The organism is Caulobacter vibrioides, from assembly GCF_002858865.1.
Taxonomy (GTDB): domain Bacteria; phylum Pseudomonadota; class Alphaproteobacteria; order Caulobacterales; family Caulobacteraceae; genus Caulobacter; species Caulobacter vibrioides.
Genome location: NZ_PJRR01000005.1, coordinates 148,921 through 170,607 on the forward strand (window position 1 = coordinate 148,921; position 21,687 = coordinate 170,607).

General features: G+C 69.2%; 20 protein-coding genes and 1 pseudogene. 11 read left to right on the forward strand and 10 right to left on the reverse strand.

Annotation, left to right across the window (positions count from 1 at the left end; genetic code table 11):
* Positions 1 to 35 precede the first annotated feature (35 nt).
* Positions 36 to 1,259 carry a tRNA 2-thiouridine(34) synthase MnmA gene (mnmA, locus tag CVUC_RS02205; RefSeq protein ID WP_096034737.1) on the forward strand — a complete coding sequence of 408 codons (1,224 nt, stop codon included), beginning with the start codon at positions 36 to 38 and terminating at the stop codon, positions 1,257 to 1,259.
* A 12-nt stretch (positions 1,260 to 1,271) separates the two neighbouring features.
* Here mnmA and CVUC_RS02210 read toward each other — a convergent pair whose 3' ends face one another.
* Both CVUC_RS02210 and CVUC_RS02215 read right to left on the reverse strand, forming a co-directional pair.
* Positions 1,272 to 3,305 carry a putative bifunctional diguanylate cyclase/phosphodiesterase gene (locus CVUC_RS02210; RefSeq protein ID WP_096032694.1) on the reverse strand — a complete coding sequence of 678 codons (2,034 nt, stop codon included), beginning with the start codon at positions 3,303 to 3,305 and terminating at the stop codon, positions 1,272 to 1,274.
* Between the two features lie 92 nt (positions 3,306 to 3,397).
* A complete protein-coding gene (locus tag CVUC_RS02215; RefSeq protein ID WP_010918780.1) occupies positions 3,398 to 3,901 on the reverse strand; it encodes a winged helix-turn-helix transcriptional regulator in 504 nt (167 codons plus the stop codon).
* A 235-nt stretch (positions 3,902 to 4,136) separates the two neighbouring features.
* Here CVUC_RS02215 and CVUC_RS02220 point away from each other — a divergent pair, with 235 nt between their 5' ends.
* A complete protein-coding gene (locus tag CVUC_RS02220; protein ID WP_096032693.1) occupies positions 4,137 to 5,324 on the forward strand; it encodes an acetyl-CoA C-acyltransferase in 1,188 nt (395 codons plus the stop codon).
* Between the two features lie 160 nt (positions 5,325 to 5,484).
* Positions 5,485 to 5,754 (forward strand): GNAT family N-acetyltransferase, encoded by a 270-nt coding sequence (locus CVUC_RS02225; protein WP_096032692.1) that lies wholly within the window; start codon positions 5,485 to 5,487, stop codon positions 5,752 to 5,754.
* On the opposite strand, the gene CVUC_RS02230 is transcribed toward CVUC_RS02225, so the two are convergent.
* From CVUC_RS02230 to ribD, 6 genes are all read right to left on the reverse strand, one after another.
* Positions 5,751 to 7,631 carry a tetratricopeptide repeat protein gene (locus CVUC_RS02230; RefSeq protein ID WP_105212840.1) on the reverse strand — a complete coding sequence of 627 codons (1,881 nt, stop codon included), beginning with the start codon at positions 7,629 to 7,631 and terminating at the stop codon, positions 5,751 to 5,753. The two genes, CVUC_RS02225 and CVUC_RS02230, sit on opposite strands and share 4 nt — an antisense overlap.
* A gap of 78 nt (positions 7,632 to 7,709) precedes the next feature.
* The gene (locus CVUC_RS02235) at positions 7,710 to 9,110 is read right to left on the reverse strand and encodes a M28 family metallopeptidase (protein ID WP_096032690.1); all 1,401 of its coding nucleotides are present in this window, start codon (positions 9,108 to 9,110) and stop codon (positions 7,710 to 7,712) included.
* Between the two features lie 87 nt (positions 9,111 to 9,197).
* A complete protein-coding gene (gene ribH, locus CVUC_RS02240) occupies positions 9,198 to 9,659 on the reverse strand; it encodes a 6,7-dimethyl-8-ribityllumazine synthase (protein WP_096032689.1) in 462 nt (153 codons plus the stop codon).
* Between the two features lie 15 nt (positions 9,660 to 9,674).
* Positions 9,675 to 10,877, reverse strand: a complete 1,203-nt coding sequence (gene ribB, locus CVUC_RS02245) for a 3,4-dihydroxy-2-butanone-4-phosphate synthase (protein ID WP_096032688.1) — start codon at positions 10,875 to 10,877, stop codon at positions 9,675 to 9,677.
* Positions 10,853 to 11,470 (reverse strand): riboflavin synthase, encoded by a 618-nt coding sequence (locus CVUC_RS02250; protein WP_096032687.1) that lies wholly within the window; start codon positions 11,468 to 11,470, stop codon positions 10,853 to 10,855. Before CVUC_RS02250 ends, ribB begins: the two co-directional genes overlap by 25 nt.
* A gap of 10 nt (positions 11,471 to 11,480) precedes the next feature.
* The gene (gene ribD, locus CVUC_RS02255; protein WP_096032686.1) at positions 11,481 to 12,476 is read right to left on the reverse strand and encodes a bifunctional diaminohydroxyphosphoribosylaminopyrimidine deaminase/5-amino-6-(5-phosphoribosylamino)uracil reductase RibD; all 996 of its coding nucleotides are present in this window, start codon (positions 12,474 to 12,476) and stop codon (positions 11,481 to 11,483) included.
* A gap of 144 nt (positions 12,477 to 12,620) precedes the next feature.
* Here ribD and CVUC_RS02260 point away from each other — a divergent pair, with 144 nt between their 5' ends.
* The 7 genes from CVUC_RS02260 to CVUC_RS02285 all read left to right on the forward strand — a co-directional run bounded on the left by CVUC_RS02260 (position 12,621) and on the right by CVUC_RS02285 (position 18,477).
* Entirely contained in the window at positions 12,621 to 13,295 is a 675-nt protein-coding gene (locus CVUC_RS02260) for a GntR family transcriptional regulator (protein ID WP_096034736.1), read from the forward strand.
* 232 nt (positions 13,296 to 13,527) lie between these two features.
* Positions 13,528 to 13,911 (forward strand): hypothetical protein, encoded by a 384-nt coding sequence (locus tag CVUC_RS20000; RefSeq protein ID WP_233279804.1) that lies wholly within the window; start codon positions 13,528 to 13,530, stop codon positions 13,909 to 13,911.
* A 114-nt stretch (positions 13,912 to 14,025) separates the two neighbouring features.
* A complete protein-coding gene (locus CVUC_RS20005) occupies positions 14,026 to 16,266 on the forward strand; it encodes a bluetail domain-containing putative surface protein (RefSeq protein WP_205685770.1) in 2,241 nt (746 codons plus the stop codon).
* Positions 16,263 to 16,412, forward strand: coding sequence for a hypothetical protein (locus tag CVUC_RS19795; protein WP_164512716.1), 150 nt, complete (start codon positions 16,263 to 16,265; stop codon positions 16,410 to 16,412). Before CVUC_RS20005 ends, CVUC_RS19795 begins: the two co-directional genes overlap by 4 nt.
* A 167-nt stretch (positions 16,413 to 16,579) precedes the next feature.
* Positions 16,580 to 17,551, forward strand: coding sequence for an acyl-CoA thioester hydrolase/BAAT C-terminal domain-containing protein (locus CVUC_RS02275; protein WP_096032685.1), 972 nt, complete (start codon positions 16,580 to 16,582; stop codon positions 17,549 to 17,551).
* A 104-nt stretch (positions 17,552 to 17,655) separates the two neighbouring features.
* Positions 17,656 to 18,198 carry a hypothetical protein gene (locus CVUC_RS02280; RefSeq protein WP_096032684.1) on the forward strand — a complete coding sequence of 181 codons (543 nt, stop codon included), beginning with the start codon at positions 17,656 to 17,658 and terminating at the stop codon, positions 18,196 to 18,198.
* Positions 18,199 to 18,477 carry a transcriptional regulator gene (locus CVUC_RS02285; RefSeq protein WP_010918765.1) on the forward strand — a complete coding sequence of 93 codons (279 nt, stop codon included), beginning with the start codon at positions 18,199 to 18,201 and terminating at the stop codon, positions 18,475 to 18,477.
* A gap of 9 nt (positions 18,478 to 18,486) precedes the next feature.
* Here the strand turns inward: CVUC_RS02285 and CVUC_RS02290 are convergent, their stop codons facing one another.
* Positions 18,487 to 18,819, reverse strand: coding sequence for a hypothetical protein (locus tag CVUC_RS02290; protein ID WP_012640079.1), 333 nt, complete (start codon positions 18,817 to 18,819; stop codon positions 18,487 to 18,489).
* On the opposite strand from CVUC_RS02290, the pseudogene CVUC_RS02295 reads away from it, so the two are divergent.
* Positions 18,818 to 19,032 (forward strand): annotated as a pseudogene (locus CVUC_RS02295) (hypothetical protein). The gene CVUC_RS02290 and the pseudogene CVUC_RS02295 sit on opposite strands and share 2 nt — an antisense overlap.
* Positions 19,033 to 19,038: 6 nt before the next feature.
* Here the strand turns inward: CVUC_RS02295 and clpB are convergent.
* On the reverse strand, positions 19,039 to 21,618 hold the full coding sequence (gene clpB, locus CVUC_RS02300) for an ATP-dependent chaperone ClpB (protein ID WP_096032683.1): 2,580 nt from the start codon (positions 21,616 to 21,618) through the stop codon (positions 19,039 to 19,041).
* Between the last annotated feature and the right edge of the window lie 69 nt (positions 21,619 to 21,687).

The window sequence follows — 21,687 nt, forward strand, 5'->3', positions numbered from 1 at the left end:
TCGCAAAATCCGGGTCAAGCCGCTATATGGCCGCGATGGACTTGGCTTCGATCGACACGCCCCCCGCCCCCGACTCCGACACGCTGATCGCGCGCGCGGTCGAGCAGGCGCGCGCCGCCGTCGGCCTGGCGGAGGGAACACGGATCGTCGCGGCGATGTCGGGCGGGGTGGACTCGACCGTGACCGCCGCCCTGCTGGCCCGCGCCGGCTACGATGTGGTGGGCGTGACCCTGCAGCTCTACGACCATGGTGCGGCGATCTCGCGCAAGGGCGCCTGCTGCGCGGGTCAGGACATCCTGGACGCCCGCATGGCCGCCGAGCGCATCGGCATCCCGCACTATGTGCTGGACTATGAGAGCCGCTTCCGCGAGCAGGTCATCGAGGACTTCGCCGACGCCTATCTGCGCGGCGAGACGCCGATCCCGTGCGTGCGCTGCAACCAGACGGTCAAGTTCCGCGACCTGCTGGACGTGGCCCGCGACCTGGGCGCCGAGGCGATGGCCACCGGCCACTACGTCCAGCGCGCCATGCCCGGAAACGGCGGCAACCGGCCAGAGCTGCGCCGCGCGGCCGATCCGGCCAAGGACCAGAGCTATTTCCTGTTCGCCACCACGCGCGAACAGCTGGACTTCCTGCGCTTCCCGCTGGGCGGCATGGACAAGCCGACCGTGCGCGCCGTCGCCGCCGGTCTTGGCCTGTCGATCGCCGACAAGCCCGACAGCCAGGACATCTGCTTCGTGCCCGAGGGCAAGTACACCACCGTCATCGACCGCATCCGCCCGCAGGGCGCGGAGGCCGGCGACGTGGTGCATCTGGACGGCCGGGTGCTGGGCCGCCACGAAGGCGTGACCCGCTACACCATCGGCCAGCGCCGGGGCCTGAACATCGCCGTCGGCGACCCGCTGTTCGTGGTCAAGATCAACGCCGACAAGCGCCAGGTGATCGTCGGCCCGCGCGAGGCGCTGCTGACCGCGTCCCTGACCTTGAAGGAAGGAAGCTGGCTGGGCGCTCAGGACAGTCTGGAGGCCGCCGCCGAGGATGGACAGCGGGTGCTGGCCCGCGTGCGCTCGACCCGCGAACCGGTGCCCGGCCGCCTGGCCATGATCGACGGCGCGCTTTCGGTGGTGTTCGACGGCGCCGAGGAAGGCGTCGCGCCGGGCCAGGCCTGCGTGCTCTATGACCCGGCCGATCCGGATAGGGTGCTGGGCGGCGGTTTCATCGCCGGCACGACCCGGCAGATGGACCTCAACGCCGCCTGATCGGCGTCGGCCTCAGCCGGCCTCGCGGCAGAAGTCCCCATCCCAGACGTCAGGACCCGCGCCCCGTCCACGCCGACGGCGCGCGGCCGAGACGGCTTCGCCGTTGAGATAGCCCGGCACCGCCTCGGCCGGCATCGGCCGGGCGAAGTGGTAGCCCTGCATGACCGTGGCGCCGAGCGCGGCCACCCGGTCGCGCTGGGCCTCGGTCTCGACGCCCTCGACCACGCACTCCATGCGCAGGTTGCGGCCCAGTTGCAGCACCGTGCGGACGATGTCCTCGCTGGTGGGATTGTGCTCGATGTCCGACACGAAGCTGGCGTCGATCTTCAGCTTGTCCAGCGGCAGCAGGCGCAGGTGGCTCAGGCTGGAATGGCCCGTGCCGAAGTCGTCCAGCGCCGTGCGCACGCCCAGCTCATGGAAGGCCGCCAGGGCGTCGCGGGCCTGATCGAAGTCGCAGACGATGGCCGTCTCGGTGATCTCGAAATCGATGCGGTGGGGCGCGATGCAGCTCTCCGACACGATCGCCAGCAGCCGGCGGACGTTCTCCATCGAGGCGATGTCGCGGGCCGACAGGTTGATCGACACCCGCACGTCCATCGGCCAGGCGCGCATCTCGCGCAGCGCCTTGGCGACCAGCAGGCGGGTGATCTCGACGATCTGGCCCGAGCGTTCGGCCGCGCCGATGAAGACATCGGGACGGATCGGTCCGATCTCGGGGCTGGTCCAGCGGGCCAGCGCCTCCAGGGCGATGGTGCGCTGGCTGACGATGTCCACCAGGGGCTGGAAGTGGACGCTCATCTCCTGCTCGAGATCGGCGCTTCGCAAAGCCTGCTCGACCACCGCCATGTCTCGGATCGCAGCCTCGTGGCGCTCGTCGAACACCACCGCCGCGCCCTTGCCGTTCTGCTTGGCGTGGTACAGCGCGTAGTCGGCGCGCTCGAACAGCTGCTCGCTGGTGTCGGCGCCGGACGGGAACGGACAGAAGCCGATCGAGGCGCCGACCTGGGCGCGCACGCCGCGCAGATCGTAGGTGGCCTGTAGCGAAGCGCAGAGCTCGCGGCCCAGCACCCGCAGGGCGTCCGGCTCCAGCGCCGCGTCGATGATCAGGCCAAATTCGTCGCCGCCCAGACGCGCGGCCAGGATCGGCGCGCCTTCGAACACCTTCAGGCGCCGACCGACCTCGATCAGCAGGCGATCGCCGGTGGCGTGGCCGAAGGCGTCGTTGATCGGCTTGAAGTCGTCCAGGTCGATGACCCCGGCCACGAAGCCCTGGCCGCTCTGGCGGGCGGCCTCGACGCGCGCGTCCAGCTCGGCGAAGTAGCGGCGGCGATTGGGCAGGTCGGTCAGGCTGTCTAGGTTGGCGAGGCGGTCGTTCTCGTCACTGAGACGGCGGGCCTCCTCGGCCTTCTGGGTCAGGGTCACGCGCGACTGCACGAGGTCGGAGAACTCGCGATACTGGGTCAGCAGGATCACGATCATCACCGCCGAGACGACGACGATGTTGGCGGCCATGGCCTGGAACACCGGCTGGCCGGTCGTCCCGAAGAAGACCACCATCGACCCCAGAACGACCAGGGTCACCAGGATCGCCGCGCCGCGCAGATGCATCAGGCAGAAGATGCAGGCGATGACGGTGATCGACATGTAGAAGGCGATGTGGGCCTTCTGATAGGCGTCGCCATACGGATAGAGCGCCAGCGACCAGCCCGCGAACAGGGCGGCCAGGAAGCCCGAGGTCTTGAGCGTGCCGGCCAGCATCCGGGCGGCCCGTTCGGGGTCGACACCGGCGCGGCCGATCTTCAGCCACCCGACGCCGCGAATGGCGCAGACCACGGTCAGCAAGGCGGGCAGGCCGATATTCAGCCAAAGCGGCGCGACACGCAGATGGCTCGCGGCCAGGGCGTAGGCGTTGGCCAGCACCACCACGTACATCAGCGGCACCTGCCAGGCGAGCGCGCGCGCCTGGGCGATCACCAGCTCGGGCTGGTCGCGCCGAATGGCGAAGAGGTTCCGTATCCGTCGGAAGAGATTGGCGGCGCCGAACATGCGGAAAACCGTGTTCCGAGAACGGTGAAGCCTTCCCGAATCCGCCCCGCTCCAAGGGCTGCGGCGGATTGTCGCGGAGGTCGCGCCGCTGCCTATTCGGCGGCGATCTTCACCGCGTCCAGCGCCTCGCCGACGGTCGGCGCGGTCAGGTCCTGAGGCCCGGCCCGCTCGATGTCCCGGCGATCCACGACCTGGCCGCAGGCTTCGCAGGCCAGCACCGGGTGGAAGGCGCAGCCGCAGGTCTTGTGGCGAAACAGCACCGGCGACTTATCGCGGCCATAGACATGACGATCGCCCCACTCGGCCATGGTCAGCAGCACCGGCGACAAGGCGAGGCCCTTCTCGGTCAGCCAGTACTCATGGCGCGGCGGGCGTTCCGAATAGCGCCGCGTTTCCATCACGCCGTGGCTCACCAGCGTCTTCAGCCGCGCGGCCAGCACGTTGCGGGCGACGCCCAGGCGATCCTGCCACTGCTCGAACCGCTTAACGCCGGCGAAGGCGTCCCGCAGGATCAGTAGCGTCCAGGGATCACCGACGACTTCCAGCGTGGCGGCGACCGAGCACCGTTCGTTCGTATAGTCAGCTGTACGACCCATTCGGCGAGGTTGAGGCGTTCCGCGGGGGAAAGCAAGAGAGCGTTGCGTTTGAAGATGAACCGGCGTAGGTTTTTTTTCGCAATTGACTCTCTCGGTTCATTGCCACCTGGCGGGCGGCTCGCTTATTCGGCGGCGCCGCTCGCCCCTTTCGCATCACGTTTCCGCAACCCTCTTGCCTGTTCGGACGCGATGAGGGCCTATCCCACCCCAAAATACCTTCCAGGGAGCTTGATCCATGTCCGCCGCTGATCCCGTCGTCATCGTCGCCTACGCCCGCACGCCGATGGGCGGCTTCCAGGGGGCGCTGGGCGGGGTGAAGGCCACCGAGCTGGGCGCGACGGCGGTAAAGGCCGCGATCGAACGCGCCGGCGTGGCGGGCGACAAGGTCGAGCAGATCATCATGGGCTGCGTGCTGCCCGCCGGCCTTGGCCAGGCCCCGGCGCGTCAGGCGGCGCTGGGCGCGGGCCTGCCCCTCTCGGTCGAGGCCACCACCGTCAACAAGATGTGCGGCAGCGGCATGCAGGCCGCGATCATGGCCCATGACGCCCTGGCGGCCGGCAGTGTCGACGTCGTCGTGGCCGGCGGCATGGAGAGCATGACGGGCGCGCCCTACCTGATGTCCAAGCACCGGGCCGGCGCCCGCATCGGCCACGACCAGATGTGGGACTCCATGTACCTGGACGGCCTGGAGGACGCCTACACCCCCGGCAAGCTGATGGGCGCCTTCGCCGAGGACAGCGCCCAGACCTACCAGTTCACCCGCGAGGCGATGGACGACTACGCAACCCGGGGCCTGATGAAGGCCAAGGCCGCCGTCGAGAGCGGCGCGTTCAAGGCCGAGATCACCCCGGTCAGCGTCGTCACCCGCAAGGGAACCGAGGTCGTCGACACCGACGAGCAGCCCGGCAAGGCCGATCCGGCCAAGATCCCGACCCTGCGCCCGGCCTTCAGCCGTGACGGCGGCATCACGGCGGCCAACTCCAGCTCGATCAGCGACGGCGCCGCGGCCCTGGTCATGACCCGTGAGAGCGTCGCCAAGGCGCTGGGCCTGCCGATCCTCGCCAAGGTGGTCAGCCACGCCGCCCACGCCCATGAGCCGGGCCTCTTCACCACCGCCCCGGTGCCCGCCATGCAGAAGGCCCTCAAGAAGGCCGGCTGGAGCATCGCCGACGTCGACCTCTTCGAGGTCAACGAGGCCTTCGCGGTCGTGGCCATGATCGCCCAGAAGGAACTGGGCATCCCCGACGACAAGCTCAACGTCAACGGCGGCGCCTGCGCGCTGGGCCACCCGATCGGCGCCTCGGGCGCGCGCATCCTCTGCACCCTGATCAACGCCCTGCAGTCGCGCGGCGGCAAGAAGGGCCTGGCCAGCCTATGCATCGGCGGCGGCGAAGCCACGGCGATGGCGATCGAGCTGGTCTAAACGATCAATCCTCCCCCTAGCGGGGGAGGTGTCGACGCGTAGCGGCGACGGAGGGGGAAGCGGCAAGGTCAGCAGGACTTCCCCCTCCGGCGCTTCGCGCCACCTCCCCCGCTAGGGGGAGGATCTGGATATCCTGGCCTGATCAAGCGAAGGAAACCCCATGCCCGACTCCTTCCGCCACAACCCCGAACTGTCCCGCTACGAACTGGAAGAGGACGGCCGCCTGGCCTTCGCCGACTACCAGCGGGCCGGACAGCGCCTGGTCATCCCCCATGTCGAGACCGACCCCGCCCTGCGTGGCCAGGGCGCGGCGGGCCGCCTGATGGCCAAGGTCGCCGAGACGGCGCGGGCCGAGGGCATGCGGATCGTGCCGCTCTGCTCCTATGCGGCGGCGTGGCTCAAGCGGAACGATCCGGACCTGATCGCCTAGAGCCTCGCCATGAGACCCGTGAGGCGCGTCCGATCCGCCGCCGAAAGGTCCATGCCGCTTGCGGCGCGCCAGGTCTTTTGCGCCTCGTCCATCCGCCCCTGACGCGCCAGCGCCTCGCCCCAGGCGAGGTACAGGCCGCCCCAGCGCGGCGCGCGCTCGGCGGCCTGCTGATAAGCCTTGACCGCCCCCTTGGCGTCGCCGCGCGCCAGGCGGACATCGCCGATCAGCTTCAGCGGATCGGCGAAGCGCGGCGCCAGGCGGTGCGCGGCCTCGGCCTGTTTCAGCGCGCCGCTCTGGTCGCCTCGGGCCAGCCGGACATCGGCCCAGGCCGTCTGGGCGAACGGAACGCTCGGCGCTCGGGCGACGGCGCGGCCGAACCAGCGGTCGGAGCCGGCGCGATCGCCGGCCAGGGCCGCGATCCGCCCCCGGATGATCAGGGCGTCGTAGCAGTCCTCAGGCGTGGCGTTCACCCGCGCCTGCGCGCCGGGCAGGTCGCCCAGCCGCGCCATGGCCAGGGCGGCGAAAGGTTCGATCGCACACCGGCGGACGGCGTTGGTGGCGGGAACAGTTTTAACGCGCTCTGCAGTCCGGTCCGCGATATCGAACACGCCTTGCAGATCGTCTTCGGCCAGAGCCAACCGAACGCCCACCTCCTCCAACGTATCCTGATACTGGTCCGCCTTTGCGTAGGTGAGCTGGGCTCGCTTCGCAGCCTGAACTTCATGCAGCTCCAGATAAGCCCAACCCAATCGCGACGTCGCCACGCCTACGGCCGGGCCGTAGTGCTTATCGGTGACCAACTCAGCCCAGCCGTTGCGGGCCGTCATAAAGTCGCCTTCCAGCATGGCCCTCTGAGATTTGGCGCTTATGCGCTCGCTCTCCAGCATGCCTTGCCTGACTTCACCACGCCGATTCAGGCGTTGCTGCGCATTGCGTATGCTGACACGCGCGGCGTCAAGATCGCCCAGGAGGGTCTGCGAGTGGCTGAGATTGAGCCAAGGCAGATACTGCCAAGGGGCCGCCGCAACACCGGCCCGGTAATGTGCGAGCGCCAAGGGCTCGTCGCCCATGCCTCGCGCTAACGCCCCTAGGCCGACATGACCCCAGCCCTTGTCACTGGCCGTACCCTGCTTGACCAAGGATTGCAGGACCGCCTGGGACTCGGGCCAACGCTTTTCGCTGCGCAGGTACACGGCGTAGCGGTAGGGCTCCACCTGACCGAACGCCGCCTCGCCCGCCTTCAACAGGAGCCCTTGGATCTCGGCTTCCCGTCCCTCGATGACGACGGCTGCGCCCTCCCCGGTGCGAACCGCTATGGACAGGCCCGCAGGCGTCCGCACCACCTCGCCCGAGATGTGACGATCCTGTCCCAGCCAGTCGCGCAAAACGCGCATCAACTCGCCCAGCGTCACGCCGGTTGACGGGATCTGCACCTCGATGCCGCCGTCCCAGGCGCGGGCGAAGCTGTTGGGCGCGCGGACACTCTGGGCCTTGCCCTGGATGTCAGCCATCCGGTCCAGCAGGCGACTGGCCACCACTTGGCCGGTCAGGCCGTTGGCGGCCAGGTCCGGCGGCACTGAAAAGGGCTCGATGACCAGCGCCTTAGACTGACTGGCGGACCACACCATGGCGGCGAACACCAGCAGCGCCGCCGCCGCGACCACCGCGCCGCACAGGCGCAGCATGAAGGCCGCGCGCTCGTTGGCCACTTGCCAGCTGACCAGGCGCTTCTGCTCCAGCACCAGGGCCAGGGCCGCGCCGGGGGGCGGCCTGTCCTTGGACAGGGCCTCCAGGGCGATCTCGGTCGGATCGGTAGTGGTCAGCGGTTCAGGACGCGCCGGACGTTTCTTTCGCGGCGCAGAGCTGGACTCCGCCATCAACCATCCCCCCGGACCAAATCGGTCCGAACGGTGTTCGACCACGACGGAGTCGTCAACGGCGGAACGACGTCGTAACTATTTCGGAGCGGCCGCCGGCGGTGGGCTCTCGAAGCTCCCCGCCGCGCCGGGGAACACGATCGGGCTCTCCCAGCCGTCGGCGCTGATCGCCGAGACGCCGAAGAAGTAGTCGTCGATCACCACGTCCTTCAGGGTCGCGGTGGCGGCCGGGCCCGGGACCCAGCGGTTCAGGCGCCATTGCGGGTCGGTGGTCACGCGCCACCAGACGCGGTGGCCGGCCGCGCCGGGCGTGGGGGTCCAGGAGACCTTGGTGTCGGCGCTGACCGCCCCCTCGATCTTGACGCCCGACGGCGGCGGTGGGGCCGAGGCCAGACTGGCCATGGCCACGGTGTTCAGGCGGGTGACCTGGGCCAGATAGGTGAAGTCGACGCCCTCGATGGTGTCGCCATAGGCCTTGCCGTTCTCGGTGCGCAGGTCCTGGTGCTGGCGGTCATAGTTCTCGACGGCCTCGGTCACGCGCACGGCCGGATAGCCGGCCTCCAGCATCGGCACCTGGTCGCCGCCCCGGCCATAGCGGTCGGTGCGATAGACCATCACCACGTCGAAATTGGTCAGATACCGGTCGGCCAGGCCGTCCAGATAGCGGGCCAGGTTGCGCGAGGGGCTGTCGACCTCACCGCCATTGTAACGGCGGCTGTTGGCCTGTTCCGGCGTCTCGACGGCCTTGGTGCCCTCGGAGAACACCCGGACCTGGGTATTGTTCATCAGCCCGCTCTGGCCGCGGCTGTTGCCGACGATGTCGTTGTTGAGGTCGGCCACCACCTTCCAGCCCTGGGCGCGGGCGTAGTCGGCCAGGATCTTGCCGCCATAGAGCCCCTGCTCCTCGCCCGACAGCACCGCGTAGACGAGCGTCGCCGGGAACTTGTGCTTGGACAGGATGCGGGCGGCCTCGATCACCGCCGCCACGCCCGAGGCGTCGTCATTGGCGCCCGGCGCGTCGCTGGTGAAGTCCATCACGTCGGTGACGCGGCTGTCGATGTGGCCGGCGATCAGGATCACCCGGTTCGGATCGGTGGTCCCCTTCTGGATGCCCAGGACGTTCATCACCTCGGTCGGATTGGGCACCCGGCGGCCGGTGACGACCTGGGACGGCGTCTCGACGGTCAAGCAGCCGCCGCAGTCCTTGGAGATCGCCTCGAAGCGGGCCTTGGTCCAGCGCCGCGCCGCGCCGATGCCGCGCTTGTCCGACTTGGTGTCCGACAGGGTGTGGCGCGTGCCGAAACCGACCAGCGAGCGGATCGTGCTCTCCAGCGCCTTGGGGTCGACCTCGGCGGCGAGCGTGCGCAGCAAGGGCTGGTCGGTGGACGGCTGGGCCGTCTGCGCCTGGACCGTGGGCGCCGCGCCCAGGACAAACAGGCCGGCCAAGGCGGGCGCGGCGAGGGCAACAGGCAGGCGCATGACGACTCCGGACGACAAGAGGAGCCGGACGTTGCCGCGCCGCGCGCCGTCCTGCAAGGGCGCGGCGCCCCGCCGCCGCCGTATGCCTCAGACCAAGGCGTCCGCCCGGATCCGTCTCAGGGTCTGGACGGTGGACAGACAGGCGTTCGCCGCCTCCCGTCCCTTGTTCTCGGCGTCGTCGCGGCTGCGGGCCACGGCCTGCTCGTCGGTATAGGTGGTCAGGACGCCGAAGCTCACCGGCGTCTCGGTCTGCAGGCCGGCGGCCATCAGGCCAAGGCTGGCGCCCAGGCTGATGAATTCGAAGTGGGCGGTCTCGCCCTTGATGACGCAGCCCAGGCACACGACGCCGGCGTATCGCCCCGTCCGGGCCAGGGTCTGGGCGATCAGCGGCAGTTCATAGGCCCCGGGCGCGGCGATGATGTCGGGCGCGGCCACCGGGGCGCCCTGCGCGGCCAGATGGTCCAGCGCCCCCTTCAGCAGCCCGTCGGTGACCTCGGGATTGAACTGGCTGACGACAATGGCGATGCGCGGCGGAACGGGGTCGGTCATGGAAGCTCCCTGGCTTCAGGAGGCGCGCGCCAGGCTGTGGCCCAGCTTGTCGCGCTTGGTTTCGAGATAGGCGGCGTTGTCGGGATTGGCCGGGATCAGCAGCGGAACCTCGCGCCGCACCGTCACGCCATTGGCGCGCAGGCCCGCAGCCTTGCGCGGATTGTTGCTCAAGAGCTTGACCTCGCCGACGCCGAGCGCCCGCAGGATCTGCGCGGCCACGCCGTAGTCGCGCTGGTCGTCGGCGAAGCCCAGGGCGTGATTGGCCTGGACGGTGTCCAGTCCCTGGTCCTGCAGCGCATAGGCCGCGATCTTGTTGGCCAGGCCCAGGCCCCGCCCCTCATGATTGCGCAGATAGATCAGGGCGCCGTTGCCGCTGTCGCTGATCTGCCGAAGGCTCTCGCGCAGTTGCTCGCCGCAGTCGCAGCGCCGCGAGCCCAAGGCGTCGCCGGTCAGGCATTCGGAATGCACCCGCACCAGCGGCGCGCCGGTCAGCGGGCCGGCGACCATGGCCAGATGCTCGCCGCCGTCGATCCGGCTACGGAAGGCGCGGACGCTGAAGGCCTGGCCGGCGTGGTCCGACGGCAGGCGCGCGGCGGCCACCTCGTCCACCAGCAGCTCGGTCGCCTTGCGATGGGCCACCAGCTCGGCGATCGTCAGCAGCGGCAGGTCGTGCTCGCGGCAGAAGACCTCCAGATCAGGCCGCCGGGCCATCGAACCGTCGTCCTTCATGATCTCGCAGATCACGCCGGCCGGCCGCAGACCAGCCATCCGCATCAGATCCACCGAGGCCTCGGTATGGCCGTTGCGGACCAGAACCCCGCCGGGCCGAGCGCGCAGGGGAAACACGTGCCCCGGCGAAACCAGGTCCGTCGCCTGGGCGTCCGGGGCGATGGCCGCGGCGATGGTGCGGGCGCGGTCGAAGGCCGAGATGCCGGTGTCCACGCCGGTGGCGGCCTCGATCGAGACGGTGAAGGCGGTCTGGCGGCTGGTGCGGTTGTCGCTGACCATCGGCGCCAGGCCCAGGCGATCGATCGTCTCGGCCTCCAGGGTCAGGCAGATCAGGCCGCTGGCTCGCTTGGCCATGAAGGCGATGGCCGCAGCGTCCGCAAACTCGGCGGCCATGACCAGATCGCCCTCGTTCTCGCGATCCTCGTCATCGACCAGCACGATCATGCCGCCGGCCTTCAGGCGGGTCAGGGCTTCAGATAGGCGCGACATAGCTGCTCCACATATTTGGCCAGCACATCGACCTCGACATTGACCGGGTCGTTGAGGGCGAGGTGCTGCAGGTTGGTATGGGTCCAGGTGTGGGGGATCAGGGTCAGGCCGACGGCGAACCGGCCGTCGGGCGCGCATGCGCCGACCGTGTTCAGGGTCAGGCTGACGCCGTTCAGCGCGATCGAGCCCTTCTCGACGCAGAAGCGGTGCAGGCCGGCCGGCAGGCTGAAGACGACCCGCCAGGCGCCGCCGTCGTCGTGACGCTCGATCAGCCGCGCCAGGCCGTCCACATGGCCCTGGACCAGATGCCCCGACAGCCGCGTCGACAAGGTCACCGCCCGCTCCAGATTGACGCTGTGACCGGCCCGCGCGCCGCCCAGATTGGTGCGGTCCAGGGTCTCGGGACTGACGAAGAAGTCCGCCCCGCCGCCCGGGTCATGGCGGACCACGGTCAGGCAGACCCCGTTGACGGCGACGCTCTCGCCCAGCTCCAGATCGGGATAGCCGGTGGCCAGGCTCAGGCGCAGGGCCCCGCCCGCCTCGGGCGTCACCGCCTCGACCCGCCCCACCCGTTCAATGATCCCGGAAAACATCGCGCCCTCCTCAGGCTTGGTCGGCGGTTCGGGCGAACCGCTCGACGTGGTCGGCCTCGCCGGCGCGGGCGGCTTGGCGGATCACCACATGCTCGTCCCACAGGCCCGTCTCGAGCACGCTGGCCAGCAGGGTCGGCCCGCACTCGACCAGGGCCTCCAGGACGCCGTCTGCGGCGAGCTCGGACACAAGGCTTGGCAGCGCATCATGCAGGCTGACGCGAAAGCCCCGCCCCTCGGCGGCCGCGATATAGTCTCCGGGCGTTCGGCGACGCCGATCCAGAATGGCCAGCCGCCTCGCGAACGGTCTCGGATCCGGCGTGCGGCGGACGGTGAAGGCGGGCGCGTCGGCCAGCACCGTGCCCGAGCCGGTGATGATGGCGTCCGCCCGTCGGCGCAGGTCGTGCGCCAGGGTCAGCGAGGTCTCGGAGGTGAAGGTGCTCGCGCCCGGCGGCGGGATCATGTCGCCCTGGCGGTTGATGGCCTGCTTGATCGTCAGCCAGGGCCGCCCCTCGCGGGCCCACAGCGCGAACGGCGCGATCAGGCGACGCGCCCGCCGGACCAGATCGCTCGCTTCAGGATGGGCGAGATCGCTGAGGAACCGCACCTCCAGCCCCGCCGCTTTCAACCGCGCCGCGCCGCCGCCGGCGACCGCCAGATTGGGATCACGGACCGCGATCCAGACGGTCCGGGCCGGGCTGGCCAGGATCGCCTCGACACACGGCGGCGTACGGCCGTGGTGGTTGCAGGGCTCCAGCGTGACCAGCAGGGTGTCGACGCGCGCGGCCGCGCCGCGTTCCCGACAGGCGGCCAGGGCCGCGGCCTCGGCGTGCGCCTGACCCGCCCGCTGGTGCGCCGCGACGGCCAGGGTCTCTCCGGCCGCATCCAGCACCACACAGCCGACCGGCGGATTGGGGGCCGTGGCGCCGGCATAGGCTTCCGCCGCCGCCAGGGCGTCGGAAAAGCCCTGGATCACGCGGGCCGGGGAAAGGGTGGCGTCGATCATCATGCCCCGAAGTGGGGCTCGCCGAGCGCCGATCGCAAGCGCGCAAGCTTTTTCGAAAGCCTAACATGTTAGGCACGCAGGGAATGACCCTCGCGCCGTTTGGGCTTAGGTGTGGACCACGATGGCAAGTTTCCCCGCGATCCGGCCATGAAGGGCCCGCTGACCAGCGTCGAGCCGTCGGGCGATTGGGCCCCCGGCCTGCAGAAGGCCAGGCTCTACGACCTGATCCTGATGGACATCATCCTGGGACACCTGGCCCCGTTGCAGGTGCTGGAGGAAAAGGCCCTGGCCGCGCGCTACGCCGGCGGCGTGTCGGGCGTCCGCGAGGCGCTGGGCCGCCTGGCCATCGAGGGCATGGTGATCCGGCGCCCCAGGGTCGGCACCCTCGTCGCGCCCCTGGACCTTGGCGAGATCGAGCACGCCTTCGAGGTGCGACGGATCCTGGAGGGGCGCACGGCGGCCCTGGCCGCGCGCAACCATCGCCCTGAAGACCTGCCGGCCATTGTCGGCGCCTTCGACGGGGCCGAGGCGGCGATCGAAAGCGGCGATTTCCGGGCCATGCTGGCCATGGACCACGCCTTCCACCGCGCGGTGGCCTTCGCCACGCACAATCCCACCTTGGCCAGGTTCGTCATCGCCCTGCAGAACACCGCGACGCGCTACTGGATCTGGCAGATGGAAAAGCAGTCGCCGGCGGATCAGATGCGCGACGTGGTCCTGCACCGGGCCCTGGCCGAGGCCATCGCGCGCCGCGACCCCGCCGCCGCCGAGGCCGCCTGCGCCCTGCTGATCGGCGAGCCGCCCAGCGCCCAGCGGGGCTGACCGGCCGGCCTGCGCCGGGCGCCGGCACCACCACCGCAGACAAAGTTATCCACAGGGCGGCGCGGCCTGCGGGGCTGTGGGGCTGTGGGGCTCTGGGCTCGGCCGTCTCCGGCGGCGCCCCAGACCGGCCTGGGACGGCGTCTATCCCCGGCCAGTAACCACCGTTTCTATGGAATATCAGGGCGTTACACAAAAACGCAGGTTTCTTATCCCCGCCCCCGCCGGCGGCCTCATGCTGTGGGTCATGAGCCAGACCCGCCCCTCGACCCGCACCTGGTGCGACCGCCTGCAACAGAAGCTGATGGACGCCATCGACGCCGCCTGGGCGATGATGGAGGCCAGCGACGACCCCGCCGTCCTGGCCAAGGCCCGCGACCGCGCGCGCGTCTGCGGTCAGCTGGCCAGCGAGGCCCGCAAGGTGCTGGCCCTGGACCCCAAGCCCGACAAGCCCAGCAAGCTGCCCGCCGCGATCCACGAGGCCTTCGACCGCCTCGACGCCATCGGCGCCCCGATCCTGGCCGAGGCCGAGAAACGCCGTGAGGCCCAATCGGCCGCCCCGAAGGCGGCTCAGGCCGTGGCCATGCAGGCGGCGCTGGAGAAGTTGAAGCGGCGGTAGGGGCTTCTACTCGCCTCCAAATAATCGCGCGCGCTCAGCACATCTTGAGAACGAGTAAGCAAGCCTCTATCATCAGGGGACATCATCCCGCGTGTGTCTGGAGCAGGCTTTACGATGGCGAGCACCCTTCACGGCCTGAAGTCCTACTACAGCAACGTGATGTGGGCGGATTTCCTTCGCATCCCGGCCACCCACCTTGATCTCCTGACCACGCTGTCGGCTCAGGTCGACAAGGGCGAGTTGAGCCTGTCGGCGGCCCAGTCCCAGGTCACCCGCCTGGCGATCAACACCACCTCGGTGGCCAGCCTCGCCTACACCTTCTTCACGGGCGCCACGCCCTATCCGCAGGGGTTCAACTATCTGGTCGCGGCGGATGGCCCCAACGGCGCCAACCTCAACAGCAGCTACTACCAGTCGTTCAACCTCGAGAACCGCTACATCAACTTCGCCATCAACCTGGGCAAGCTTGGCGAGGGCGCGACGGCGTTCAAGAGCGCCTATGGCGGCCTGACCCTCGCCCAGGCGACGGCCAAGGCTTACGCGGAAATCTTCGGGTTCGCCGCCGACGCCGCCAAGGTCGATGAGCTCCTCAACAGCCCGGTGCCCAACGGAGCCGGCGGCAGCTATACCCGGCAGGCCTATTTCGCCTCGTATGGCGGCGATGGCGCGGACGGGATCGGCACGAAGGCCGCCATGGTCGGCTGGCTCCTGGCCGCAGCCGCCAAAGAGAACGTGGGCGTCTACGCCAAGGCCAACAACGGCTTCCTGAGCGACCTGGCCGCCGACGGCGTGGCCTTTTTCCAACACGGGCTGATCCAGGCCTATGGGGCCCCGACGCCCACCGCCACACCGGGCGTGAACCTGTCGGTGACCGGCGCCGCATCGGTGTCTCCCACAGCGACCGATCCGGGCCTGAGATCCACGGCGGGCGATGACACCGTGTCTGTCACCGGCGCCGTGGCGGGCGGCGTGACGATTGATCTTGGCCAAGGGCGAGACACCTTCAGCGCCCGGGGAGACATCTTCGGCACGATCACAAGCCAGGATGGCGGCGACACCGTGCTGATCGGCCGGCTGGGCGTGGCGCCCACGACGGAGGGGACCCCCGCACAGGTGGGGCGCGTCACGCTGGGCGGCGGCGGCAACACGGTGTCCCTGCTCGGCGACATGGTTCCGGGAAGCAGCCTGACCGCGACGGGAACCGGCAATGTTCTGAATCTCTGGAGGGGCGGAAGCACGATCAGCGGCTTCCAGACCGTCTATCTCCACGCCGGCTCTGGCCCTCAGGTCACCGGCGCCGCCGTAGTCTACGACGTCACGATGGATCCCGCGATCCCGAGGACCGGCATAAACCTGGGCAACGGGGCCCTGGCAGTTCTCAAGGGCACGTCGAATGCTGTCGACGTCTATACGCCCGGCGATCCCGCAAAGGGGGCGCGGGTCGATGTGCATCTTCAGAATTTCCGCGGCGCCCCGACCACCCAGGACATTCCCACAGCCCCAGGCTGGTACGCCGATCGCAAGGTGGACGGCGGATACCTCTATCTGCATGTTCAGAGCGATGGCCCTCAGGACAACAACGCCACCTTGGCGCTGCATGTCGACAGCGACAGCGTCGCCGGCATGATCATGGGTGCGGTCAACAACGCGGCGTGGAACCGATACGGGGACGCCTGGAGCCTTCCCAACCTGATCATCGACGGCGCCGGCGCGCTGACGGCCCAGATATCCTGGAATTTCAAGACGATCGACGCGCGCCGCGCCGGTGACCTCAACCTGGCCTATACCGCCAGCACCCGGAACGACGCCCCGACGACATTCCTGCTCGGCGACCAGACCAATCATCTGCGGGTCTTTTTCGATCCGCAGTTCGGCGCCAATCCGCCTCAGCCCATCAAGTTCTATCTGGGCGCCGGCGTCGACACGATCAGCCTGGGCGCCAGCCAGTTCGACACCGCCGCCAGCGCCGCCGTCGCCGGGACCGGCCTGGGGAACCTCTATCTCGCCAACGGCGTCACGCCGGACCGCGCGCCGGAGATCATCGGCTTCCAGAAGGGCGTCGATCATCTGGTGCTGGACGTGCAGATCCACGCGCTCACCGCCAACATCCAGACCTACGCCGACGGCAAGGCGAGCCTTCAGGACGCCCTGGCGGCGGTCTCGGCGCAGGTCGCCGCCAACACCGGCGCCGTCTTCACCTGGGGCGGCGACACCTATGTCTACGCCCAGGACAGCGTGGCCGGCCTCAACATGAGGTCAGACAGAAATGTGGGCGACGGACTGATCAAGATCGTCGGCGTGACGGGACTGACGGTGGGAACAGGCTCCGGCGCCTTCGACATTCACTACGGGTGAGGACGGGCGCTTACGCCATCGGCGCCCCGATCCTGGCCGAGGCCGAGAAACGCCGTGAGGCCCAATCGGCCGCCCAACCCGCCGCCCCAAAGGCGGCTCAGGCCTTGGCCATGCAGACGGCGCTGACGAAGTTGAAGCGACGGTAGGGGCTTCGAGCGCCCCCTCCGTCACGTCGCCTATCGGCGCCGCGACACCTCCCCCGCTTTGCGAGGGAGGAGGACACAGCTCCCCTTTCACCCACCTCAAAGAACGGCGATTGACACCGATGCGAGAGAACTCTATTTCGTAGAGTATTCTAAATCAGGAGGTTTCGATGCGTGCTTTCACCTTTACCGCCTCGGCGATCGCGGCCTTGCTGCTGGGCTGTGGTTCGGCTTCTGCGGCTCCCGACTGCGCGCCCCGCGCGCCGACGGCCACGACAGCCAAGGAGGTCGGCGAACAGGGCCTGGTCGCTCAGTTCCTGCAGCCGACCACGCCGGGCAAGCATCCGGCCTTGCTGATCCTGGGCGGATCGGAAGGTGGCTCGGCCGGCGTGCGTCAGCTGGCCAAGCCTTTCGCCGAGCAGGGCTATGCGGTCCTGGCGCTGTCCTACTTCGCCGCGCCGGGACTGCCCGCGACGGCCGAGGAACTGCCGCTAGAGTATTTCGACCGCGCCGTGGCCTGGCTGGCGGCCCAGCCGTCGGTCGATCCCAAGGCGATCGGCGTCTATGGCGTCTCCAAGGGCGCGGAGGCCTCGCTGCTGGTCGCCAGCCGCAATCCGGCGCTGAAGGCGGCCGGGGCGGGCGTGGGCACGTCGTTCGTCTGGCAGGGCATCAGCACCACCGGCGGCGCGGCCAAGTCCAGCTGGACCCTGGCGGGCAAGCCGGTCGACTACCTGCCCTACGGCCCGGGCGTGCGCTTTGATCCCAGCAACTACATGGCCTTCATCTACGGCCTCTACGACACCGGCCTGAAGGCCGCCGACGCCCATCCGCAGGCGGCGATCCCGGTCGAGAAGATCCACGGTCCGGTCATGCTGATCAGCGGTCGCGCCGACGCCATGTGGCCGTCCTCGGCGATGTCGGACGCGGTCGTGGCGCGGCTGAAGGCCAAGGGCTTCGCCCATAAGGTCAGCCACCTGGCCTATCCCGACGCCGGCCACACCGCGGGCATGCCCGCGCTGATGGGCGGTTCGGACAAGGGCGCTGACGAGGCCGTGGGCGGCACGGTCGAGGGCAACCGCTTCGCCCGGACCGACATGTGGCCCAAGCTGGTCTGCTTCTTCGACGGCGCCCTGAAGCGGTGAGGCCTTGAACACTGCCTGGAGGGTTTGGGGGACTCAACCAAACCCGCTAGACAGGCTTCAAATCAGGACGTCTCGCGCCTCTGAAGCGCGGCAGGAGCAACGCGATGCAGTTCGACCCTGAACAGGCCCGGAAGGACATCGAAACCGCCACCCAGCGCGCGCGGGCCTTCCAGGCCTACGCTGCGGCCGGGCCGGTGATCGCTGTCTGGGGTCTGGTCTGGATCGTCACCAATCTGGCCAAGGTGCTGGCGCCGTCGCAGGCGGCGGTGATCGGGTCGGCGGCGATGCTGGTCGGGATCGCCGCCAGCATCGCCGGCGGACTGCTGGCGCGGCGCTCGAGCCGGCCAAGGCCCCCGCTCAAGAGCGCCCTGGGCGGAGCGACCTTCGCGGGACTGCTGGTCGCCGTGCTTGCCGTGGCCGGTCCCGCCGACATGCAGGCGGCCAGCGCCGTGGTTGGCCTGATCGTGGCCGCCGCCTATGTCTTCGTCGGACTGATGACCGGCGCGCGGATCGCCTGGCTGGGCCTGGCCCTGGGCCTGGTCGTGCTGGCGGCCTGGTTCGGCGCGCGCCCTGCGTTCGACCTTATCCTGGCCCTGGCCGGCGGCGGGCTGCTGGCCGGCACGGGCCTCTGGCTATGGAGGCAATAGATGGACGAGATCATCCATCAAAGCCTGCGCCTGAAGATCATGGCCACCCTGGCCGCCACGCCGGACGAGGCGGTTGAGTTCAAGCGCCTGCGCTCGGTCACTCAGGCCACGGACGGCAATCTGGGCCGCCAACTGCAGACCCTGGCCGAGGCCGGCTATATCGAGCTGATCAAGGACTACGCCAATAACCGCCCGCGCACCCGCGCGCTGCTGACGCCGAAAGGCGCCAAGGCCTTCGCCGACCATGTGGCCTATCTGGACGCGCTGCTGCGGCCCTGACGCGGGGCTCTACGCCCCCTCCTCATCGACATAGATCACCACCGGCTTGCCGCGCGACAGCGGCTCCCAGCCGGCCTCGATGGCCGAGGCGATGGCCTTGGCGACGATGCGGACGGGGATCTGCGAGGGCTTCAGCGGCGGGGCGCTGAACTTGGGCTTGGGGCCGGGCGGGAACTCGATCAGCGCCTCGCGCTGGCCTTCCTTGTGCCGCGCGGCGATGACCTTGCCGTGGCGCTCGGACGGGTCATACGACCACTGCGGCAGGCGGTGCAGCCGCCAGACATAGGGGTCGCCGTCGACTTCGATGTCGAACTCGGTGATGAGTTTGGTGGTCTTGGCCATGCGCGGAGATAGCGCGAAGGGGGGCCGAGAAAAAGCCCTCCCCCTTCTCCCCTTGCGGGAGAAGGTGTCGCTGAAAGCGACGGATGAGGGGTCGCGCGAACGAAAACCGCCGCGACCAGCGGAAAGGCCGGTCGCGGCGGATATTGTCTTCAACCCCTCACCCGACCCCGGCTTTCGCCGGGGCCACCCTCTCCCGCAAGGGGAGAGGGATGAGGTCATTTACTGCAGCACCGCCTTGCCAAACGACAGCTGCCCGTCCGCCACCCCCACAGCGATCACCCCGCCGTCCTCGATCTCGCCGGCCAGCAGTTTCTTGGCGATCGGGTCGACCAGTTCCTTCTGGATCACGCGCTTCAAGGGGCGCGCGCCGTAGACGGGGTCATAGCCCTTGTCGGCCAGCCAGTTCAGGGCCTCGGCGTCCAGGGCCAGGGCCATGCGGCGGTCGGCCAGCAGCTTTTCGACACGCTGCAGCTGGATGCGGACGATGTCGCCCATGTTGTGGCGCGACAGGCGCTTGAACAGGATGATCTCGTCGATCCGGTTGAGGAACTCAGGCCGGAAGTGGCCGCGCACCGTGTTCATCACCATCGGCCGGACCGCTTCGACGTCCTCGCCGTCTTCCTGGCTCGCCAGGTATTCGGCGCCCAGGTTGCTGGTCATGATGATCAGCGTGTTGCGGAAGTCGACCGTGCGGCCCTGACCGTCGGTCAGGCGACCGTCGTCCAACACCTGCAACAGCACGTTGAAGACGTCGGGGTGAGCCTTCTCGATCTCGTCGAACAGCACGACCTGGTAGGGACGACGACGGATGGCTTCGGTCAGCGCCCCGCCCTCGTCATAGCCGACATAGCCGGGAGGCGCGCCGATCAGGCGGCTGACCGAGTGCTTTTCCATGTACTCGGACATGTCCATCCGGGTGATGGCCGCCTCGTCGGCGAACAGGAATTCGGCGAGACTCTTGGTCAGCTCGGTCTTGCCCACGCCCGTGGGGCCTAGAAACAGGAACGAGCCGATCGGCTTGGACGGATCCTGCAGACCCGCGCGAGCCCGGCGGACGGCGTCGGACACGGCTTCCAGCGCCTCGTCCTGGCCGACCACGCGACCGCGCAGCTCGTCCTCCATCTTGAGCAGCTTCTCGCGCTCGCCTTCCAGCATCTTCTCGACCGGCACCCCGGTCCAGCGGCTGACGACGGCGGCGATCTGTTCGGCGTCGACGACTTCGGGCGTCAGGGCCTGGGTGTCGCCGGCTTCGGCCTCGGCCAGGCGGCGCTCCAGGGCCGGGATCTCGCCGTACTGGATCTGGCCGGCGCGGGCGAAGTCGCCGGCGCGCTGGGCGTTGGCGAGGTCGGCGCGCAGGCGGTCGAGCGCCTCACGGGCTTGGGCGGCGCCGCCGACCTTCTCCTTTTCGGCCTTCCAGCGGGCGGTCATCTCGTCGGAGCGGAACTGCAGGTCGTCGATCTCGACCTCCAGGTTCTCCAGGCGCTGCTTGGAGGCCGCGTCGGTTTCCTTGGACAGAGCCTCGCGCTCGATCTTCAGCTGCACCAGGCGCCGGTCGATCTCGTCCAGCTCCTCGGGCTTGGAGTCGATCTGCATGCGCACGCGGCTGGAGGCCTCGTCCACCAGGTCGATCGCCTTGTCGGGCAGGAAGCGGTCGGCGATGTAGCGGTTGCTAAGGGTCGCGGCGGCGACGATGGCCGAGTCCGAGATGCGCACCCCGTGGTGGACCTCGTACTTTTCCTTCAGGCCGCGCAGGATCGAGACGGTGTCTTCCACCGTCGGCTCGCTGACGAACACCGGCTGGAACCGGCGAGCCAGGGCCGCGTCCTTCTCGACGTGCTTGCGGTACTCATCCAGCGTAGTGGCGCCGACGCAGTGCAGCTCGCCGCGCGCCAGGGCGGGCTTGAGGAGGTTGGAGGCGTCCATCGCCCCGTCGCCCTTCCCGGCGCCCACCAGGGTGTGCATCTCGTCGATGAACAGGATGATCGAGCCCTCGGCGGCCGTGGTCTCGTTCAGCACGGCCTTCAGCCGCTCCTCGAACTCGCCGCGATACTTCGCGCCGGCGATCAGGCTGCCCATGTCCAGCGAGAGCAGCTTCTTGTCCTTCAGGCTTTCGGGCACGTCGCCGTTGACGATGCGCAGAGCCAGACCCTCGACGATGGCGGTCTTGCCCACGCCCGGCTCGCCGATCAGGACGGGGTTGTTCTTGGTGCGGCGCGAGAGGACCTGGATCGTGCGGCGGATCTCTTCGTCGCGGCCGATCACGGGGTCGAGCTTGCCGTCGCGCGCCGCCGCCGTCAGGTCGCGGGCGTAGCGCTTGAGGGCGTCATAGCCTTCCTCGGCGTTGGCGCTGTCGGCGGTACGCCCCTTGCGCAGGGCGTTGGCGGCGGTCTCCAGGGCCTGGGCGCCGGAGCCGGCCTCCTTGAAGAGCTTGGCCGCGTCGCCGCCTTCCTTGGCGATGGCGATCAGCAGGCGCTCGGTGGTGACAAAGGCGTCGCCCGCCGCCTTGGCCGACTTTTCGGCCTCGGCGAAGACGCGGGCGGTGTCGGGCTTCATGTAGAGCTGGCCGCCGGCGCCGTCGACGCGCGGGGTCTTGGCCAGCAGGGTCTCGACGCCGCCGTCCAACTGATCGGGGCGGCCGCCGGCGCTCTGGATCAGGGCGCGGCTAAGCCCGTCCTTCTCCTCGAGCAGGACCTTCAGAATGTGTTCGGGCGCGAATTGCTGATGGCCCCGGGCGAGCGCCAGGCTCTGGGCCGACTGGACCGCCTGTTTGGCGCGGTCGGAATAGAGGTCGATATTCATGATGTCCCCTTGCTAGGCGGATCGGAGCGCGCTGCCTTGATCAAGCACAACGCGTCCGCAGGGGGGATG

What these genes read in the sequence shown, in the direction of transcription:
- mnmA (WP_096034737.1), top strand. Translation starts at nt 36, where the DNA reads ATGGACTTGGCTTCGATCGACACGCCCCCCGCCCCCGACTCCGACACG.
- CVUC_RS02210 (WP_096032694.1), bottom strand. Translation starts at nt 3,305, where the DNA reads ATGTTCGGCGCCGCCAATCTCTTCCGACGGATACGGAACCTCTTCGCC.
- CVUC_RS02215 (WP_010918780.1), bottom strand. Translation starts at nt 3,901, where the DNA reads ATGGGTCGTACAGCTGACTATACGAACGAACGGTGCTCGGTCGCCGCC.
- CVUC_RS02220 (WP_096032693.1), top strand. Translation starts at nt 4,137, where the DNA reads ATGTCCGCCGCTGATCCCGTCGTCATCGTCGCCTACGCCCGCACGCCG.
- CVUC_RS02225 (WP_096032692.1), top strand. Translation starts at nt 5,485, where the DNA reads ATGCCCGACTCCTTCCGCCACAACCCCGAACTGTCCCGCTACGAACTG.
- CVUC_RS02230 (WP_105212840.1), bottom strand. Translation starts at nt 7,631, where the DNA reads ATGGCGGAGTCCAGCTCTGCGCCGCGAAAGAAACGTCCGGCGCGTCCT.
- CVUC_RS02235 (WP_096032690.1), bottom strand. Translation starts at nt 9,110, where the DNA reads ATGCGCCTGCCTGTTGCCCTCGCCGCGCCCGCCTTGGCCGGCCTGTTT.
- ribH (WP_096032689.1), bottom strand. Translation starts at nt 9,659, where the DNA reads ATGACCGACCCCGTTCCGCCGCGCATCGCCATTGTCGTCAGCCAGTTC.
- ribB (WP_096032688.1), bottom strand. Translation starts at nt 10,877, where the DNA reads ATGTCGCGCCTATCTGAAGCCCTGACCCGCCTGAAGGCCGGCGGCATG.
- CVUC_RS02250 (WP_096032687.1), bottom strand. Translation starts at nt 11,470, where the DNA reads ATGTTTTCCGGGATCATTGAACGGGTGGGGCGGGTCGAGGCGGTGACG.
- ribD (WP_096032686.1), bottom strand. Translation starts at nt 12,476, where the DNA reads ATGATGATCGACGCCACCCTTTCCCCGGCCCGCGTGATCCAGGGCTTT.
- CVUC_RS02260 (WP_096034736.1), top strand. Translation starts at nt 12,621, where the DNA reads ATGAAGGGCCCGCTGACCAGCGTCGAGCCGTCGGGCGATTGGGCCCCC.
- CVUC_RS20000 (WP_233279804.1), top strand. Translation starts at nt 13,528, where the DNA reads ATGCTGTGGGTCATGAGCCAGACCCGCCCCTCGACCCGCACCTGGTGC.
- CVUC_RS20005 (WP_205685770.1), top strand. Translation starts at nt 14,026, where the DNA reads ATGGCGAGCACCCTTCACGGCCTGAAGTCCTACTACAGCAACGTGATG.
- CVUC_RS02275 (WP_096032685.1), top strand. Translation starts at nt 16,580, where the DNA reads ATGCGTGCTTTCACCTTTACCGCCTCGGCGATCGCGGCCTTGCTGCTG.
- CVUC_RS02280 (WP_096032684.1), top strand. Translation starts at nt 17,656, where the DNA reads ATGCAGTTCGACCCTGAACAGGCCCGGAAGGACATCGAAACCGCCACC.
- CVUC_RS02285 (WP_010918765.1), top strand. Translation starts at nt 18,199, where the DNA reads ATGGACGAGATCATCCATCAAAGCCTGCGCCTGAAGATCATGGCCACC.
- CVUC_RS02290 (WP_012640079.1), bottom strand. Translation starts at nt 18,819, where the DNA reads ATGGCCAAGACCACCAAACTCATCACCGAGTTCGACATCGAAGTCGAC.
- clpB (WP_096032683.1), bottom strand. Translation starts at nt 21,618, where the DNA reads ATGAATATCGACCTCTATTCCGACCGCGCCAAACAGGCGGTCCAGTCG.